Source organism: Massilia brevitalea (assembly GCF_030711405.1).
Classification (GTDB): Bacteria; Pseudomonadota; Gammaproteobacteria; order Burkholderiales; family Burkholderiaceae_D; genus Telluria; species Telluria brevitalea.
In genome coordinates this window covers 46,198-63,220 of record NZ_JAULSI010000026.1, presented here as the reverse complement: position 1 = coordinate 63,220, position 17,023 = coordinate 46,198, and the positions used below count along the sequence as shown (strand labels likewise).

Annotated in this window: 17 protein-coding genes and 1 pseudogene; 13 read left to right on the top strand and 5 right to left on the bottom strand. The window is 65.7% G+C overall.

Annotated elements, in window-relative coordinates:
• Window positions 1-87: 87 nt before the first annotated feature.
• The 3 genes from QWL29_RS17030 to paaX are packed head-to-tail and all read right to left on the bottom strand — an operon-like array spanning window position 88 to window position 2,480.
• Window positions 88-321 (bottom strand): hypothetical protein, encoded by a 234-nt coding sequence (locus QWL29_RS17030; protein WP_305824067.1) that lies wholly within the window; start codon window positions 319-321, stop codon window positions 88-90.
• Between the two features lie 50 nt (window positions 322-371).
• A complete protein-coding gene (locus QWL29_RS17025) occupies window positions 372-1,505 on the bottom strand; it encodes a M14 family metallopeptidase (RefSeq protein ID WP_305824066.1) in 1,134 nt (377 codons plus the stop codon).
• A gap of 45 nt (window positions 1,506-1,550) precedes the next feature.
• Entirely contained in the window at window positions 1,551-2,480 is a 930-nt protein-coding gene (gene paaX, locus QWL29_RS17020; RefSeq protein ID WP_305824065.1) for a phenylacetic acid degradation operon negative regulatory protein PaaX, read from the bottom strand.
• Between the two features lie 105 nt (window positions 2,481-2,585).
• Between paaX and paaA the strand changes: the two genes are divergently transcribed.
• The 13 genes from paaA to QWL29_RS16955 all read left to right on the top strand — a co-directional run bounded on the left by paaA (window position 2,586) and on the right by QWL29_RS16955 (window position 15,115).
• The gene (paaA, locus tag QWL29_RS17015; protein ID WP_305824064.1) at window positions 2,586-3,575 is read left to right on the top strand and encodes a 1,2-phenylacetyl-CoA epoxidase subunit PaaA; all 990 of its coding nucleotides are present in this window, start codon (window positions 2,586-2,588) and stop codon (window positions 3,573-3,575) included.
• Between the two features lie 157 nt (window positions 3,576-3,732).
• Window positions 3,733-4,017, top strand: a complete 285-nt coding sequence (paaB, locus tag QWL29_RS17010) for a 1,2-phenylacetyl-CoA epoxidase subunit PaaB (RefSeq protein WP_305824063.1) — start codon at window positions 3,733-3,735, stop codon at window positions 4,015-4,017.
• 8 nt (window positions 4,018-4,025) lie between these two features.
• Entirely contained in the window at window positions 4,026-4,778 is a 753-nt protein-coding gene (gene paaC / locus QWL29_RS17005; RefSeq protein WP_305824092.1) for a 1,2-phenylacetyl-CoA epoxidase subunit PaaC, read from the top strand.
• Window positions 4,779-5,297 (top strand): 1,2-phenylacetyl-CoA epoxidase subunit PaaD, encoded by a 519-nt coding sequence (gene paaD / locus QWL29_RS17000; protein WP_305824062.1) that lies wholly within the window; start codon window positions 4,779-4,781, stop codon window positions 5,295-5,297.
• A 10-nt stretch (window positions 5,298-5,307) separates the two neighbouring features.
• Entirely contained in the window at window positions 5,308-6,384 is a 1,077-nt protein-coding gene (gene paaE, locus QWL29_RS16995; protein WP_305824061.1) for a 1,2-phenylacetyl-CoA epoxidase subunit PaaE, read from the top strand.
• Window positions 6,385-6,405: 21 nt separating this feature from the next.
• Entirely contained in the window at window positions 6,406-7,197 is a 792-nt protein-coding gene (gene paaG, locus QWL29_RS16990) for a 2-(1,2-epoxy-1,2-dihydrophenyl)acetyl-CoA isomerase PaaG (RefSeq protein WP_305824060.1), read from the top strand.
• Complete coding sequence (paaH, locus tag QWL29_RS16985) at window positions 7,197-8,759, top strand: 3-hydroxyacyl-CoA dehydrogenase PaaH (RefSeq protein ID WP_305824059.1); 1,563 nt, start codon at window positions 7,197-7,199, stop codon at window positions 8,757-8,759. The genes paaG and paaH overlap by 1 nt, the downstream gene beginning before the upstream one ends.
• Window positions 8,752-9,201, top strand: coding sequence for a hydroxyphenylacetyl-CoA thioesterase PaaI (paaI, locus tag QWL29_RS16980; RefSeq protein ID WP_305824058.1), 450 nt, complete (start codon window positions 8,752-8,754; stop codon window positions 9,199-9,201). Before paaH ends, paaI begins: the two co-directional genes overlap by 8 nt.
• Before the next feature lie 33 nt (window positions 9,202-9,234).
• Window positions 9,235-10,551: a phenylacetate--CoA ligase PaaK gene (gene paaK, locus QWL29_RS16975; RefSeq protein ID WP_305824057.1), complete on the top strand. Its 1,317-nt coding sequence runs from the start codon at window positions 9,235-9,237 to the stop codon at window positions 10,549-10,551.
• A gap of 18 nt (window positions 10,552-10,569) precedes the next feature.
• Window positions 10,570-11,775 (top strand): 3-oxoadipyl-CoA thiolase, encoded by a 1,206-nt coding sequence (pcaF, locus tag QWL29_RS16970; protein WP_305824056.1) that lies wholly within the window; start codon window positions 10,570-10,572, stop codon window positions 11,773-11,775.
• 5 nt (window positions 11,776-11,780) lie between these two features.
• Complete coding sequence (locus QWL29_RS16965; RefSeq protein ID WP_305824055.1) at window positions 11,781-12,380, top strand: phenylacetic acid degradation protein PaaY; 600 nt, start codon at window positions 11,781-11,783, stop codon at window positions 12,378-12,380.
• Window positions 12,381-12,477: 97 nt separating this feature from the next.
• Window positions 12,478-14,529: a phenylacetic acid degradation bifunctional protein PaaZ gene (paaZ, locus tag QWL29_RS16960; RefSeq protein ID WP_305824054.1), complete on the top strand. Its 2,052-nt coding sequence runs from the start codon at window positions 12,478-12,480 to the stop codon at window positions 14,527-14,529.
• 49 nt (window positions 14,530-14,578) lie between these two features.
• A complete protein-coding gene (locus QWL29_RS16955; protein ID WP_305824053.1) occupies window positions 14,579-15,115 on the top strand; it encodes a cupin domain-containing protein in 537 nt (178 codons plus the stop codon).
• Between the two features lie 7 nt (window positions 15,116-15,122).
• Here the strand turns inward: QWL29_RS16955 and QWL29_RS16950 are convergent, their stop codons facing one another.
• Window positions 15,123-16,874, bottom strand: a complete 1,752-nt coding sequence (locus QWL29_RS16950) for a putative bifunctional diguanylate cyclase/phosphodiesterase (RefSeq protein ID WP_305824052.1) — start codon at window positions 16,872-16,874, stop codon at window positions 15,123-15,125.
• Window positions 16,875-16,895: 21 nt separating this feature from the next.
• A pseudogene (locus tag QWL29_RS26790) lies at window positions 16,896-17,015 on the bottom strand (hypothetical protein); the annotation flags it as partial.
• Window positions 17,016-17,023 lie beyond the last annotated feature (8 nt).

The window sequence follows — 17,023 nt, the reverse complement described above, 5'->3', positions numbered from 1 at the left end:
GCCATTATAAAACGCTTCGCCCAGCTGCCCGGTCCGCACACCTTGCTTGACGTCCACAAAGCAGGTCCTGTGCGAATTTCCAACATTTCAGGCCGCGTCGCGGCGCGCCAGGCGCTGGCCGTGGATGCTCCAGCTGACGTCGACGCCGTCGACGCTGGCGCGCAGGACCCAGCCGGTGCCGACCTTCTCGACCGTGACCGTCGTCTCGAGTTCCCTCGCGACCTTGTCGGCCCATCCCTGGGCGGCGCCGCGGCCCTTGAACAGTTCCTCGCCTTGATACAAGACGGTGGCGTCGAATACGGGTGCTGCGAATACGGACATGTGCGTTGTTCCTGAAGGTGAAAAAATGCCCCGGCGAGCGGGGCAGTGGATTACTTGAGCGCGCGGACGGCCTGCAGCACCGGCTGCAGCACGGCGGCGCCGAGGCGGGCGCTGCGCGCGCCGTCCCAGCCCACTTGCGGGTCGGGGTCGTTGGCGTTGTCCTTGAACGGCAGTTCCAGGGTCAGCGACAGGCAGCCGAAGGCGTGGGTGATGTGCGGCGAGCCCATGGTCAGCGTCTCTTCGGTGTAGGGCGTTTCGCCGTAGCCGTGCACGTCCTGGAAGTCGGGGCTGGCGATCATGAAGTTGTCGCTGAAGCGCTTCTGCGCGGCGGCCTGCTCGGGCGTGAAGGTCGGCAGCGATTCGCTGCCGGCCACGAAGACATACGGCAGGCCTTCGTCGCCGTGCACGTCGAGGCAGAGATCGACGCCGGTCTCATGCATCTTCTGCTTGACCAGGAAGACTTCCGGGCTACGCTCCATGGTCGGGTTCAGCCACTCGCGGTTCAGGTTGGCGCCGGCGGCATTCGTGCGCAGGTTGCCGCGGACAGAACCGTCCGGATTCATGTTCGGCACCACGTAGAACACGGTTTCCTTCAGCAGCTGGCGCGCGAACGGATGGGCCGGGTCGAGCAGGGCGTCGAGCATGCCTTCGACGAACCACTCGGCCATGGTTTCGCCCGGGTGCTGGCGTGCGATGACCCAGACGTTTTTCTTTTCAGGCGAAGGCTCGCCGATCACCAGCATGTTCAGGTCGCGGCCGTCGACCGTCGAACCCAGGTCGAGCATGCGCACGTTCTCGCTCATCTGGGCGCGGTCGAGCAGCTCCAGGTGGCGTTCCCAGGAATAGGGCTCGAAGTAGGCGTAGTAGACGCTGTCCATGCCCGGGGTATGCTCGATGGTCATCACCTGGCCATCGAACGAAGTCGGCACGCGGAACCAGTTGATGCGGTCGTAGCTCGCCATCGCGTTGTAGTCTTCCCAGCCGGCCGGATACGCGGCCTGGCCGGCGTTCAGCAGGCGGATCGTGCATGGCTCGCCTTGCGCGCCCTGCAGGCGGAAGTAGAACCACTGCGTGATGTCGGCGTGCGAATCCTCGCGGATGTTCAGGTCGATGGCGTTCGCGCTCGTGGCGTTCACGACCTCGATGGCGCCAGCGTCGAACTGGCTGCTGATCTTGATAGACATGGTGTGTCCTGGTTGATGGCGTAAAGCCGAGATCATACACGTCGATTAACCGCGCAACCCGCCAAACCGCCCATAAAACGCTTCGTCCGCGCCCGGCGCCGCTTCATCCTCGCGCCGCAACACCGCATCCACATGCACCTCGGCCTGCACCGCAACACGCTTGTAGATAGCGCGCGCCACCTCGTACGCATCCGACCCCGGCCACGGATCGGGCAACAACTCGACCGGCAACAAGGGATCGTGCAACTGCAGCCGCCGGTACGCATGAATCAGCAGCGAACGCATCGCAAACGCCGCCTCCGGCGCCGGCTCGGCCCCATCCTGCAACAAGGCCAGCAGCGGCGAAAACTGCGCAATGAAATCCCGGTAGCCCTGGGCCACCGCCGTCAGATTCCAGCCTTCGCCAACAAGTTCCGCCAAGGGCCGCGATCCGACATCCGGCAACTCGGCCGCACTGAGGGCAAACACCTTGCCCGCCGCCCCGGTACGGTCCAGCGCATCGGCCAGCCCCTCGATGTCCCCCGCCGGATGCGCCAGCAGCCCCGGACCCAGCATCGCAAAGCCTTCCCACTGCAGTTCCTTGCGCACCGCCGTGCGCAAGTCGCCGTCGATGCTGCCGTTCGGCGCCAGCAGCAGCGTCCAGCGCCCGTCCCAGTGCAGGCCGGGCGGGGCGTAGATGCGGCGGTCGGCGCGCTGGAAGCGCGCCAGCGATTTCGCGTCGAAGGCATAGCGGCTGCGCCGCCCCTCGCGGCTGGCCGTCAGCCAGCCTTCCTGCACCAGGCGGAACACGCTGGTGCGCACCAGGCGGTCGGTCACGCCCAATGGCGCCAGCAGCTCGATCAAACTGCCGAGCCAGGCCGCGCCGCCGTGTGGCGCAATCGCATCGCCCATCACCGTCATCACCAGGGATTTCGAGCGCGGCGGCTCGAGTGCGAGGAAGTGGGCGATCCACTCAGGGCTGGTCATTTGCTTCATGAAATCGGGTTGACCTTGCTTCTCAATATGATTCAAAATTTTGGTGTACATCTCGTTTTCTGTATCGTATTATGGCTTCACGATGTTTGCAATGGGAGACAGACCATGTACGCGCAGATGGTAGAAACCGGCCTGAAAAAGGTCCAGACCGAACAAGACATGAGTGCCGAGGAACAAGCGTTCCAGGCGCGTATCGATGAAGGCATCAAGATCGAAGCCAAGGACTGGATGCCCGAGGCTTACCGCAAGACCCTGATCCGCCAGATCTCCCAGCACGCGCACTCCGAGATCGTCGGCCAGCTGCCGGAAGGCAACTGGGTCACGCGCGCCCCGACGCTCAAGCGTAAATCGGTGCTGCTGGCCAAGATCCAGGACGAAGCCGGGCACGGCCTCTACCTGTACAGCGCTGCCGAAACCCTGGGCGTGTCGCGCGACGAACTGCTGGCCGCGCTCCACTCGGGCAAGGCCAAGTATTCGAGCATCTTCAATTACCCGACGCTGAGCTGGGCCGACATGGGCGCCATCGGCTGGCTGGTCGACGGCTCGGCCATCATCAACCAGATTCCACTGTGCCGCTGCTCGTACGGTCCGTACGCCCGCGCCATGGTCCGCGTCTGCAAGGAAGAATCCTTCCACGCACGCCAGGGCTACGACATCATGATGAGCCTGGCCAAGGGCACGCCCGAACAAAAGGCCATGGCGCAGGATGCACTGAACCGCTGGTGGTGGCCATCGCTGATGATGTTCGGTCCATCGGACGCCGAATCGGTAAACAGCGCGCAATCGAGCAAATGGCGCATCAAGCTGTTCTCGAACGACGAACTGCGCCAGCGCATGGTCGACCAGACCGTGCCGCAAGCCGAATACCTGGGCCTGACGGTTCCCGACCCCGACCTCAAGTTCAACGCGGAGACCGGCCACTACGAATTCGGCGAGATCGACTGGAGCGAATTCCACAACGTCCTGAAGGGCAACGGCCCCTGCAACCGCGAGCGCCTGCGCACCCGCGTCACGGCCTGGGACGACGGCGAATGGTTCCGCGACGCCCTGGTCGCCCACGCCGACAAAAAGGCCGCCCGCAAAGCCGCCGCGTAAGAATCGCCCACGGCAAGTGCTCGCCTCCGGCTCGAACGTACGGTGGGCACTCCGTGCCCACGCGGTACGCACGCCTCCCTGCACCACGAGCGGTGAAACATCGCTCGCGAAAACCGCAGCACCCAGAACAAATAAACTCGCATCATCGGAGACAATCATGAGCAAAGAATGGCCCCTGTGGGAAGTCTTCATCCGCAGCCAGCACGGTCTCGCCCACAAGCACGTCGGCAGCCTGCACGCCCCTGACGCCGAAATGGCCGTCAACAACGCGCGCGACGTCTACACGCGCCGCAACGAAGGCGTCTCGATCTGGGTCGTGCGCGCCGCCGACATCGTGGCGTCCAGCCCTTCCGACAAGGAAGCCCTGTTCGAGCCCGCCAACAGCAAGGTCTACCGCCACCCCACTTTCTTCCCGATGCCGGAAGAAGTGAAGAACCTGTGAGCGCAGCAATGGACGCCAAGTTCGAATACCTCCTGCGCCAGGGCGACAACGCCCTGATCCTCTCGCAGCAGCTCTCCCAGCTCTGCGGCAAAGGCCCGGCCCTGGAAGAAGACATGGCCCTGACCAACGTCGCCCTGGATCTGCTGGGGCAAACGCGCATGTGGCTCACCTACGCCGGGGAACTCGAAGGCCAGGACCGCGACGAAGACAGGCTCGCCTTCCACCGCGACGCCCACCAGTACCGCAACGTGCTGCTGGTCGAGCAGCCGAACGCCAGCTACGCCGAAACGATGATGCGCCAGTTCTTCTTCGACACCTGGCACTACTTCCTGATGCAGGGCCTGCTCAAATCCAGCGACCAGCGCATCGCCGAGATCGCCGAGAAGTCGCTGAAGGAAGTGACCTACCACCTGCGCCGCAGCGGCGACCTGGTGGTGCGCCTGGGCGACGGCACCGACGTCAGCCACGCCAAGATGCAGGCCGCCGCCGACGAACTCTGGATGTACACCGGCGAAGTCTTCATCTACGACGACATCGACAACGCCATGGTGGAGCAGGGCATCGCCCCGCCAGTCGACGGCCTGCGCGCCGCTTTCTTCGAACACGTGAGCGAGATCTTCGCCGAAGCCACCCTTACCATGCCATCGCCCGACGCGTACATGCAGCGCGGCGGCAAGCAGGGCCGCCACAGCGAACGCCTCGGCTACATCCTGGCCGAGATGCAGTTCCTGCAGCGCGCCTATCCCGGAGCGGAGTGGTAAATGCACGCCCAGAGCGTCACGCTGGACCAGGTATGGTCCTGGCTCGGCGAGGTCCCTGATCCCGAGATCCCGGTGATCTCGGTGGTCGATCTCGGCATCGTGCGCGACGTCGCCTTCGACGGCGACGAGTGCGTGGTGACGATCACGCCCACCTACTCCGGCTGCCCCGCGATGCAGGTGATCTCCGACGCCGTCGGCGAAGCCCTGCGCGCACGCGGCGTCGACAAGCTGCGCATCGTCACCCAGCTCTCGCCCGCCTGGACCACCGACTGGATGAGCGAGACCGGCAAGGCCGCCCTGAAGGGCTACGGCATCGCGCCGCCGGTCGAACAGGCCATCGATATCAGTGGACTGCGCAGCGGCGTCAAGCGCGGCGCCTTCAAGGAGCCCGAAGTCGCCTGCCCCAACTGCGGCTCGACCCACACCCAGCTGACCAGCCAGTTCGGTTCGACCCCGTGCAAGGCCTTGTACAAGTGCCTCGATTGCCGCGAACCCTTCGATTACTTCAAGTGCCATTAAAGCGAGCACCATGAGCAAATTCTATCCACTGACTGTCGCCAAGGTGAAGCACGAGACGCGCGATGCGATCGCGGTCACCTTTGCCGTCCCGCCCGAACTCAAAACCACCTTCGCCTACCAGCAGGGCCAGCACCTGACCCTGCGCGCGCTGATCGACGGCGAAGATGTGCGCCGCTCCTATTCGATCTGCTCCGCCGTGCAGGACGAGACCCTGCGCGTGGCCATCAAGCGCACACCCGGCGGCCTGTTCTCGAGCTGGGCCAACGAGCAGCTGCAAGCCGGCGCCACGCTGGATGTGATGCCGCCGATGGGCCACTTCAACGTGCCGCTCGACGCAACCAGCGAACGCCACTATCTCGCCTTTGCCGCCGGCAGCGGCATCACGCCTATCCTGTCGATCATCAAGACCACGCTGCTGGCCGAGCCGAAGAGCCGCTTCACCCTCGTGTACGGCAACCGCGCTTCGTCGTCGGTGATCTTCCGCGACGAACTCACCGACCTGAAGGACATCTACATGGGCCGCCTGAAGCTCGTGTACGTGATGAGCCGCGAGCAGCAGGACATCGAACTCTTCAACGGCCGCATCACCGGCGAAAAATGCAGCGCCTTCCTCAAGCACTGGATCCCCATCGATCACATCGACGTCGCCTTTGTCTGCGGCCCGGAAGACATGATGCACGGCGTCTCGAAGTCGCTGCAGGACGCGGGCCTGCCGAAGGAACGCATCCGCATCGAGCTGTTCGCCGCCAGCATTCCAAAACACGAGCACAAGCCGCGTCCGGTCGTGGAGGGAGCACGCCACCAGACCGAAGTCACCGTCATCATGGACGGCAGCGCCGCCAGCTTCACGATGGACAAGGACAAGGAGTCCATCCTCGACGCCGGCCTGCGCGCCGGCATCGACATGCGCTACTCGTGCAAGGGCGGCGTCTGCTCGACCTGCCGCTGCAAGGTCGTCGAGGGCAATGTCGAGATGGACGTGAACTACGCACTGGAAGACTACGAAGTCGCACGCGGCTTCGTCCTGTCCTGCCAGGCCTTCCCGATCACCGACAAATTGATCGTCGATTTCGACCAGCACGAATAACAACAACTGGAGGAGACAACCATGAACTACGAATCGATCCTGTACATGGTGGAAAACGGCGTCGCAGTGCTGACGCTGAACCGCCCCGACCGCCTGAACAGCTTCACCCAGGCCATGCACCTGGAAGTGCGCGACGCCCTCGACAAGCTGCAAGCCGACAAATCCGTGCGCGTGCTGGTGCTGACCGGCGCCGGCCGCGGCTTTTGCGCCGGCCAGGACCTGGGCGACCGCGCCGTCGCCCCTGGCGCGCCGGGCGTGGACCTCGGCGAATCGGTGGAAAAATTCTATGCGCCGCTGGTCATGACCCTGCGTTCGCTGCCAATGCCCGTGATCTGCGCCGTGAATGGCGTGGCCGCCGGCGCCGGCGCCAACCTGGCGCTGGCCTGCGACATCGTGCTGGCCGCCAAATCGGCCAGTTTCATCGAAGCCTTCTGCAAGCTGGGCCTGATCCCCGACACCGGCGGCACCTGGCATTTGCCGCGCCTGATCGGCCACGCCCGCGCCACGGGCCTGGCCATGCTGGGCGAAAAACTCAGTGCCGAAAAGGCGGAAGACTGGGGCCTGATCTGGCGCTGCGTGCCCGACGAAGCGCTGATGGACGAAGCCCTGGCCATGGCCGACCACTTCGCTACCGCGCCAACGAAAGGCCTCGCCTTTACCAAGAAAGCGCTGCAAGCCAGCTACGCCAACACCCTGCCGGAACAACTGCAGTTAGAAGGCGCGATGATGCGCGAGCTGGGCTACAGCCACGATTACCGCGAGGGCGTCGCCGCCTTCATCGCCAAGCGCCCGGCCCAGTTCAAGGGGGAGTGATGGAGGCGCTGGCCAAGGAGAACGTCGTTGCCGTCATCGGCAGCGGCGCCATGGGTGCGGGCATCGCGCAGATTGCTGCGGCAGCCGGCCACGGGGTGCGCCTGTTCGACACGCGCCCCGGCGCCGCCGCCAAGGCCGTCGCCGATATCGGCAAGGTCTTCGACAAGCTGGTCGACAAGGGCCGCATGGGCGCCGCCGAGGCGGACCTGGCGCGCGAGCGCCTGCAGACCGTCGATACACTGGCCGGCGTAAAAGACGCCGCCATCGTCATCGAAGCCATCGTCGAGAACCTGGACGCCAAGCGCACGCTGTTCACCGAGCTGGAAGGCATCGTCGGCGAGCGCTGCATCCTCGCCACGAATACATCGTCGATCTCGGTAACGGCGATTGCCGCACCGCTGCGCCACCCCGAGCGCCTGGTCGGCATGCACTTCTTTAACCCGGTGCCGCTGATGGCGCTGGTCGAGGTGATCAGCGGCCTGGCCACCAGCAAGGAAGTCGCCGCCACCGTCTACGCCACCGCGCAAGCCTGGGGCAAGGACCCGGTCCACGCCAAGTCGACGCCCGGCTTCATCGTCAACCGCGTCGCCCGTCCTTACTACGCCGAAGCCCTGCGCCTGCTGCAGGAACGCGCCGCCGACCCGGCCACGCTGGACGCCGTACTACGCGACTGCGGCGGTTTCCGCATGGGGCCCTTCGAGCTGATGGACCTGATCGGCCACGACGTCAACTTCTCGGTCACGCAATCGGTGCACGCCGCCTATTTCGGCGACCCGCGCTACACGCCCTCGGTGGTGCAGCAGGAACTGGTGAACGCCGGCTTCCTCGGCCGCAAATCCGGGCGCGGCTTCTACCGCTACGGCGACGATGCGGCGAAGCCGACACCGAAGATTGAAGCCCCGCAGCCGCGCCCGAGCACGGTCGGCATCAGCGTGCGCCGCGAAGTGGTCAACAGCATCCTCAGCCCGATGGAAGCGCGCCTGCTTGATGCCGGCTTCACGGTCGGCCACCGCGAACCGCTGCACGGCGCCGAGAAGCACGAAGCCCCGGCTTTCCACTGCAACGGCGCCGCCATCTTCCTCACCGACGGCCGCAGCGCCACCGAGCGCGCCGCCGCCAACAACCACGCCAACACCGTGGTCTACGACCTGCTGCTCGATCACGCCACGGCCAAACGCATCGCCCTGGCGCGCGCCGACCAGTGCAGCATTGATGCGTACTACTCGACCGTCGGCATGTTCCAGGCCACCGGCTTCGAGGTCTGCAAGCTGGACGACGTGCCCGGCATGGCCGTGATGCGCACCGTCGCCATGCTCGCCAACGAAGCGGCCGACGCCGTGAACCAGGGCGTGTGCAGCGTCAGCGCGGTGGACATCGCCATGCAGAAGGGCGTGCACTACCCGCGCGGCCCGCTGGCCTGGGCCGATGCAGTCGGCATCCATCACATCGTGACCGTGCTGGCGAACCTCGCCGCCACCTATGGCGAAGACCGCTACCGCGTCTCACCCCTCCTGCGCCGCAAGCTTGCCGCCAACCCGAACGGAGCCCGTTTCCATGCATAGCGTCCCACTTGGCGAACCACAAGCCCTGGCCGAACTGGCCGGCAAAACCATGTACGAACGCGACCCGGCCAGCAAGGGCCTGGGCATGACGCTCGAGGAAATCCGCCCCGGCTACGCACGCATGAGCATGCGCGTGCGCGCCGACATGCTCAATGGCCACGCCAGCTGCCACGGCGGTTTCATCTTCACGCTGGCCGACAGCGCATTCGCCTTTGCCTGCAACTCGCACAACTTCAATACGGTCGGCGCCGGCTGCACCATCGACTACCTGGCGCCTGGGCGCGAAGGCGACATCCTGACGGCCGAAGCGGTGGAGCAGGCGCTGCTTGGGAAGACCGGCGTCTACGACGTCACCGTGACGAATGCCGAAGGAAAAACCATCGCGCTTTTCCGCGGCAAGTCGCACCGCGTGAGCGGCATGGTGACTGACGCAGCAACTTGAAACAGCAACACGAGAACGGAAGGAGACAACATCATGGTCCAACGCATTCCTGAACCAGGCGACCTGGAGCCGATCGAACGCGCCAGCCGCGACGAACTGCAGGCGCTGCAGCTCGAACGCCTGCAATGGTCGCTGCAGCACGCCTACGACAAGGTGCCGCACTACCGCAAGGCCTTCGATGAAGCCGGCGTGCACCCGAGTGACTTGAAGTCCCTCGGCGACCTGGCCAGGTTCCCCTTCACCGACAAGAAGACCCTGCGCGACAACTACCCCTTCGGCATGTTTGCCGTGCCGCGCGAGCAGGTGGTGCGCGTGCATGCCTCGTCCGGCACCACCGGCCGTCCAACCGTGGTCGGCTACACGCAGAAGGACATCAACACCTGGGCCGACGTGGTGGCGCGCTCGATCCGCGCCGCCGGCGGCCGCCCGGGCGACATGGTCCACGTGGCCTATGGCTACGGCCTGTTCACCGGCGGCCTGGGCGCCCACTACGGCGCCGAGCGTCTGGGTTGCACCGTGGTGCCGATGTCGGGCGGGCAGACCGAGAAGCAGGTGCAGCTGATCTGCGACTTCAAGCCCTCGGTCATCATGGTCACGCCCTCGTACATGCTGAACATCGTCGAGGAGTTCAAGCGCCAGGGCCTGGACCCGGCACAGTCTTCGCTGAAGGTCGGCATCTTCGGGGCCGAACCGTGGACCAACGCGATGCGCGCCACGATCGAAGAAGCGGCCGGCATCGACGCGGTCGACATCTACGGCCTGTCCGAAGTGATGGGCCCGGGCGTGGCCAGCGAATGCATCGAGAGCAAGGACGGCCCGGTGATCTGGGAAGACCATTTCTACCCCGAGATCATCGACCCCGACACCGGCGAAGTGCTGCCCGACGGCGAAGAGGGCGAACTGGTGTTCACCTCGCTCAGCAAGGAAGCGCTGCCCATCATCCGCTACCGCACGCGCGACCTGACGCGACTCTTGCCGCCGACTTCGCGTGCCATGCGCCGCATGGGCCGCATCACCGGCCGCTCGGACGACATGCTGATCATCCGCGGCGTGAACGTGTTCCCGAGCCAGATCGAGGAACTGGTGCTGAAGATGCCGGCGCTGGCGCCGCAATACCAGCTGGTCGTCGCGCGCGATGGCCACCTCGATACGCTGGAAGTGTTCGGCGAACTGAAGGAACACGGCATGGCGCCGGGCGACGTCGACGCGCTGTGCAAGGAACTGCAGCACTGCATCAAGACCTATGTGGGCGTGAGCACCAGGGTCACCCTGACGCCGCCGATGGGCATCGAACGCACGCTGACCGGCAAGGCCCGGCGCGTGGTCGACAAGCGCCCGAAGAATACCTAAAAACACACTGGAGACATCATGATCGACGCCTACATCTGCGACGCAGTCCGCACCCCCTTCGGCCGCTACGGCGGCGCGCTCGCCTCGGTGCGCGCCGACGACCTGGCCGCGCTGCCGATTGCCGCCCTCATCGAACGCAACCAGGGCGTCGACTGGGCCACCGTCGACGATTTGTACTGGGGCTGCGCCAACCAGGCCGGCGAAGACAACCGCAACGTCGGCCACATGGCGGGCCTGCTGGCCGGCCTGCCGGTCGAGGTGCCCGGCAATACCATCAACCGCCTGTGCGGCTCCAGCCTGGACGCCATCGGCATCGGCGCCCGCGCCATCATCTCGGGCCAGGCGAATCTGATCATCGCCGGCGGCTCGGAAAGCATGACGCGTGCGCCTTTCGTGATGGGCAAGGCGGACAGCGCCTTCTCGCGCGCCGCCAAGATCGAAGACACCACCATCGGCTGGCGCTTCGTCAATCCGTTGATGAAGGCGAAGTACGGCATCGACTCGATGCCGGAAACCGCCGAGAACGTGGCCAGGGAATTCAACATCAACCGCGCCGACCAGGACGCATTCGCCATCCGCAGCCAGCAGCGCTGGGCGCGCGCGAACGCGGCCGGTTTGTTCAAGGACGAAATCGTCCACGTGACCCTGCATTCGAAAAAAGGCGAGTCGCGCGTGTTCGACACCGACGAGCATCCGCGTCCGGACACCAGCATCGAAGCGCTGGCCAAGCTGAAAGGCGTGGTCGAACCAAGCGGTACCGTCACCGCCGGTAACGCATCCGGCGTGAACGACGGCGCCGCAGCGGTCCTGATTGCCTCCGCCAGCGCCGCCGAACGCTTCGGCCTGACCCCGCGCGCCCGCATTATCGGCATGGCCACCGCCGGCCTGGCGCCGCGCATCATGGGCTTCGGCCCGTCGCCAGCCACGAAGAAGGTGCTGGCCCAGACGGGCTTGACCATCGAGCAGATGGACGTGATCGAACTGAACGAAGCCTTTGCTTCCCAAGGCCTGGCCGTGCTGCGCGACCTCGGCGTTGCCGACGACGCCGAGCACGTGAACCCGAACGGCGGCGCGATTGCCCTCGGCCACCCGCTCGGCGCGTCCGGTGCACGCCTGGTCACCACCGCCGTCTGGCAACTGCAGCGCACGGGCGGCCGCTATGCCCTCTGCACGATGTGCATCGGCGTCGGCCAGGGCATCGCCCTCATCATCGAGCGGGTATAAAGAACATGGTCAAGGTCTACGAAATCGACGGCGTGCGCCCGGTGGTGCATCCCACCGCCTACGTGCACCCGACGGCGGTACTGATCGGCGACGTGATCGTCGGCCCGCGTTGCTACATCGGCCCACTGGCCTCGCTGCGCGGCGACTTCGGCCGCCTGATCCTGGAAGAGGGCGCCAACGTGCAGGACAGCTGCGTCATGCACGGCTTCGAAGACGGCGAAACCGTGATCGAAGTCGACGGCCACATCGGCCACGGCGCCGTGCTGCACGGCTGCCGCGTCGGCCGCAACGCCATGGTCGGCATGAACGCCGTCGTGATGGACGGCGCCGTCGTCGGCGAGGAATCCATCGTCGCCGCCATGAGCTTCGTGAAAGCCAAAATGCTCATCCCCCCGCGCAGCATGGTGATGGGCACCCCCGCACGCGTGATGCGCGAGCTGAAGCCCGAAGAAATCGCATGGAAAAGCTTCGGCACCCGCCAGTACCACCAGCTGACCACGCGCTCCCTGAACACCATGCGCGAAGTCGAGGCCTACACCGAAATCGAACCCAACCGCCCCGTCTTCGATTTCTCGAACAACGGCGGCCACACCCCCAAAGAATAAACGGCTACCGGCTGTCCGTAGGGTGGCCTCTCGAGCCCACGCGGATTCCGGCCGATGATCAGCCCAAACGCCTGCAAGAAATCCGAGGAGACAAAACATGCACACCCCAAGCACCCTGCAAAGCTGGATCGCCGGCCGCTGGATCGGCACTGAAGCCGCCACCCCCCTGCACAGCGCCCTCGACGGCCAACTGGTCTACCACACCCACGCCGAAAAGCTCGACTTCGACGAAGCCGTCACCTATGCCCGCAAGACCGGCGTCCCCGCCCTGATGCAGCTCGACTTCCAGACCCGCGCCCAGCGCCTGAAAGCCCTGGCCATGTACCTCATGGAGCGCAAGGAAGAACTCTACGAAATCTCGCACCTGACCGGCGCCACCCGCCCCGACAGCTGGGTCGACGTCGAAGGCGGCATCGGCACCCTGTTCGCCTACGCCAGCATGGGCTCGCGCGAGCTGCCATCCTCGAACGTCTTGCACGAAGGCCCGGCCCTGAACCTGGGCAAGCGCGGCGGCTTCGCCGGCACCCACATCCTGGTCCCGAAAGGCGGCCTGGCAGTGCACATCAACGCCTTCAACTTCCCGATCTGGGGCCTGCTCGAGAAATTCGCGCCGAGCTTCCTGGCCGCCATGCCCTGCATCGGCAAGCCCGCCACCGCCACCAGCTACCTGACCCACGCGGTGGTCAAGATGATCCACGACTCCGGCCTGCTGCCGGAAGGCGCACTGCAACTGGTGATCGGCTCCACCGGCGATCTGCTCGACCGCCTGACGGGTTTCGACACCGTCACCTTCACCGGCTCGGCCGACACTGCCGCCAAGCTGAAGGCCAACCCCAACCTGATCCGCGAATCGGTCCCGTTCACGGCCGAAGCCGACTCCCTGAACGCCGCCATCCTGGCCCCCGACGTGACCCCGGACGACCCCGAGTTCGACCTTTTCGTAAAAGAAGTCGCACGCGAGATGACCGGCAAGGCCGGCCAGAAGTGCACGGCCATCCGCCGCATCATCGTGCCCGAGCAGCACGTCGATGCGCTGGGCGAACGCCTGCGCGCGCGCCTGGAAAAGACCGTGGTCGGCAACCCGAAGATGGAAGGCGTGCGCATGGGCGCGCTGGCCTCGATGGACCAGCACCGCGACGTCAGCGAACGCGTGGAACTGCTCGCACGCGGCAACGAAGTCCTCTTCGGCGCCCACCACGGCTTCAACCCGGTCGGCGAGAACGCGGCAAATGGGGCCTTCTTCGCACCGACCCTGCTCCTGTGCCGCAACGCGTCGATCAACACGGCCGTGCACGACATCGAAGCCTTCGGCCCGGTGTCCACCATGATGACTTACCGCGACATCGACGAGGCCCTGCACCTGGCCGCGCTGGGCCGCGGCAGCCTGGTGACCACGCTGGCGACGAAAGACCCGATGATCGCCGCGCACGCCGTGCCGATCGCCGCCGCCTCGCACGGCCGCGTGCACATCCTCGACCGCGAGTCCGCAGTCGACAGCACCGGCCACGGCTCGCCGCTGCCGCAGCTGAAGCACGGCGGCCCGGGCCGCGCCGGCGGTGGCGAAGAGCTGGGCGGCATCCGCGCGGTGAAGCACTTCCTGCAGCGCGCGGCAGTGCAGGGATCTCCGACCATGCTGGCGGCCGTAACCGGCGAATACGTGCGCGGCGCGGCCGTGAAGGAATCGGAGATCCACCCGTTCCGCCGCTGGTTCGAGGACCTGGAGATAGGCCACTCGCTGCTGACGCACCGCCGGACCGTGAGCGAAGCCGATATCGTCAATTTCGGCGGTATCTCGGGCGACTACTTCTACATGCACTTCGACGAGATCGCTGCCAAGGACACGCAGTTCGGCAAGCGCATCGCGCACGGCTACTTCGTGCTGTCGGCGGCGGCAGGGCTGTTCGTGTCGCCGGCGCCGGGGCCGGTGCTGGCCAACTACGGACTCGACAACCTGAGGTTTGTTGCGCCGGTGGCGATCGGCGACACCATCCGTGCACGCCTGACCTGCAAGCGCAAGGTCGACCGGAATCGCACGGATGACGCCGGACGCGGACAGGGCGTGGTGGCCTGGGATGTGCAAGTCACCAACCAGAACGACGAACTGGTGGCAAGTTACGATATCCTCACGTTAGTACAAAAGCGCGGCTGACACGGGCTTGTGGCAGGTCGGCCGCCCAACTTATCCTTGAGGAGCAAGCATGTCGCGGCTAGACCTGAGCAGTATCCCCGTGTTGACCGGCACCGGTTATCCCGAACCTTTCGCCGAGATCGTCAACGGCCGCAGCCGCCAGTCGCTGGGCGAGGCCGGCGGCTTGAGCCAGTTCGGCGTCAACCTGGTTGAACTCAAGCCGGGCGCGGCATCGTCGCAGCGCCACTGGCATACGCATGAAGACGAATTCGTGATGGTGGTGTCGGGCGAACTCACCCTGATTACCGACGAGGGCGAGACCCTGATGCGCGCGGGCGACTGCGCGGCCTTCCCGGCGGGGAAACCGAACGGGCATCACCTGGTGAACCGCAGCTGGGGCAATGCGCTGTTCGTGGCGGTGGGGCCGAACATTCCGGCCGACCGGGCGACGTATCCGGACATCGATCTGATGTACGACGGGTCGACCAACAGCTACACGCACCGGGATGGAACGCCGTATCCGAAGCGGGAGGCGCCGGCGTCCGCCGCATCGCCATTGCCGGTGGAGGAGCATACGCTCGATCCGCGCGTGTACCAGCACGACTGAGGGACCGTCAGGCGCATTCGGCGGCGCGCAGGCGCTCGATCACATCGGCTAGCGGCATCGGCCGATGATAGTGGAAGCCCTGCATACAGGCTGACCCGTGCTGCCCGAGGTAGCAGGCCTGCGCCGCGGTTTCCACGCCCTCCGCCACCACGCGCAGTCCCAGGTGCCCGGCCATCGCCAGGATCGACTGGACGATGGCCGTGCTGTTGTGGTCCTGGGGCGTATCGCGCATGAAGCTCTTGTCGATCTTCAGCTCGTAGAGCGGCATCTTCTTCAGGTACGCCAGGTTCGAATAACCGGTCCCGAAATCGTCGACCGAGAAGCGGATGCCCAGGCTGGCCAGCTGGTGCATGCGCCTGATCGTCTGGTCGATATCCTCGATCAGCAGGCCTTCCGTCACTTCAAAGATGAACTCCTGCGCCGGCGCGCCCGTCTCGGCAAAAATCCTCTGCACCTGCTCGACGAAGTCGGGCTGGCGGAACTGGATCGGGCTGACGTTGAGCGACAGGGGCATCGCGCATCCAGCCTCCTCGAGCGTCAGCCAGGCGGCGCAGGCCTGGCGCAAGGCCCAGTGCCCAAGCGGCACGATCAGGCCGCTCGATTCGGCCACGGGAATGAAGACGTCCGGCCGCTCCATGCTGCCGTCGGCACGGCGCCAGCGCATCAGGAGTTCGGCGCCGACCGGCAGGCCGCCCTGGTCGACCTGCAGCTGCAGGTGCATGGCCAGTTCGCCGTTCTCAAGCGCCGCAGCCAGGTCGCGCTCCAGCGTGAGGGCGTGCTGGGCGTCGGCCAGCATGGCGTCCTCGAACACCATCACGCCATCGCGGCCGACAGCCTTGGCGTGGTACATGGCGGTGTCGGCTTCGCGCAGCAAATCGTGCGCACCCGGCCCGCCGGGCCTGGCCAGTGCGATGCCGATGCTGGCCGCGATCCGGTAGGGCTTGCCCTTGAGGTCGAGTGGCGCCGCCAGGGCCTCGCGCACCAGGGCGGCAGCCTCCAGGGCGCGGCGTGCGGCGGTATCCGCATGCAGATCGCGGCCGTCGAGCAGGACGACGAATTCGTCGCCGCCGATGCGGGCCACCATGTCGGTATCGCGCACGGCCTGTTTCAAGCGCGCGGCGGCATGTTCGAGCAACACGTCGCCGGTGGCATGACCGCGTTCGTCGTTGACGTTCTTGAACTTGTCGATATCCAGGTAGAGCACCGCGCTGACGCTCTTCTCGGCCTGGCTGCGTGCCACCGTGGCGCCCAGGCGGTCCATCAGCAGGCGCCGGTTCGGCAGTCCGGTCAGCACATCATAGAAGGCCAGGCGGTGGATGGCGTCTGCCGCCGTGCGCCGTTCCGTGATGTCGCGGCTGACGACGACCCAGTTGCTTGCGCAGTCCTCGTCGCGGGTGAACGGCATCACCTCGATCTCCAGCCAAAACGCCTCGCCGGGCCAGGTGTAGGCCATGATCTCGGCCTTGGCGGTCCGGTTCGCCGCCATCGCCCCAAACAGGCCTGCAAAGACGCCGTCATCGGTGTCCTGGCCGCGCAGGAGGTGCAAACCCTTGCCGAGGACTTCGGCGCGCGCATAGCCCATCCTGTGCAGGAATGCATCGTTGACGAAGATGATCTTCTGGTCCGGCCCGGGGACATCGGCGGCTTCGAGGATCAGGACCATGTCGTTCAGGTGCGCCACGGCTGCGGACGTGAGTTCGAGCTCCTTCAGCGAGCGCGCCAGACCCTGCAGGAGGGTACTGCAAGTCAGCGACAGCATGACGCCTACCGTGCTGAAATTGATGGCGGCGACAATTGATGATTTCAGCGGCGCATCGCTCATGCCCGGCATGCTCAATTCGATATGGCTGGTCGCACCGGCCACGACAAGGGCGGCAACACCGAGGGCGGTGGCAATCATGGCGGAGC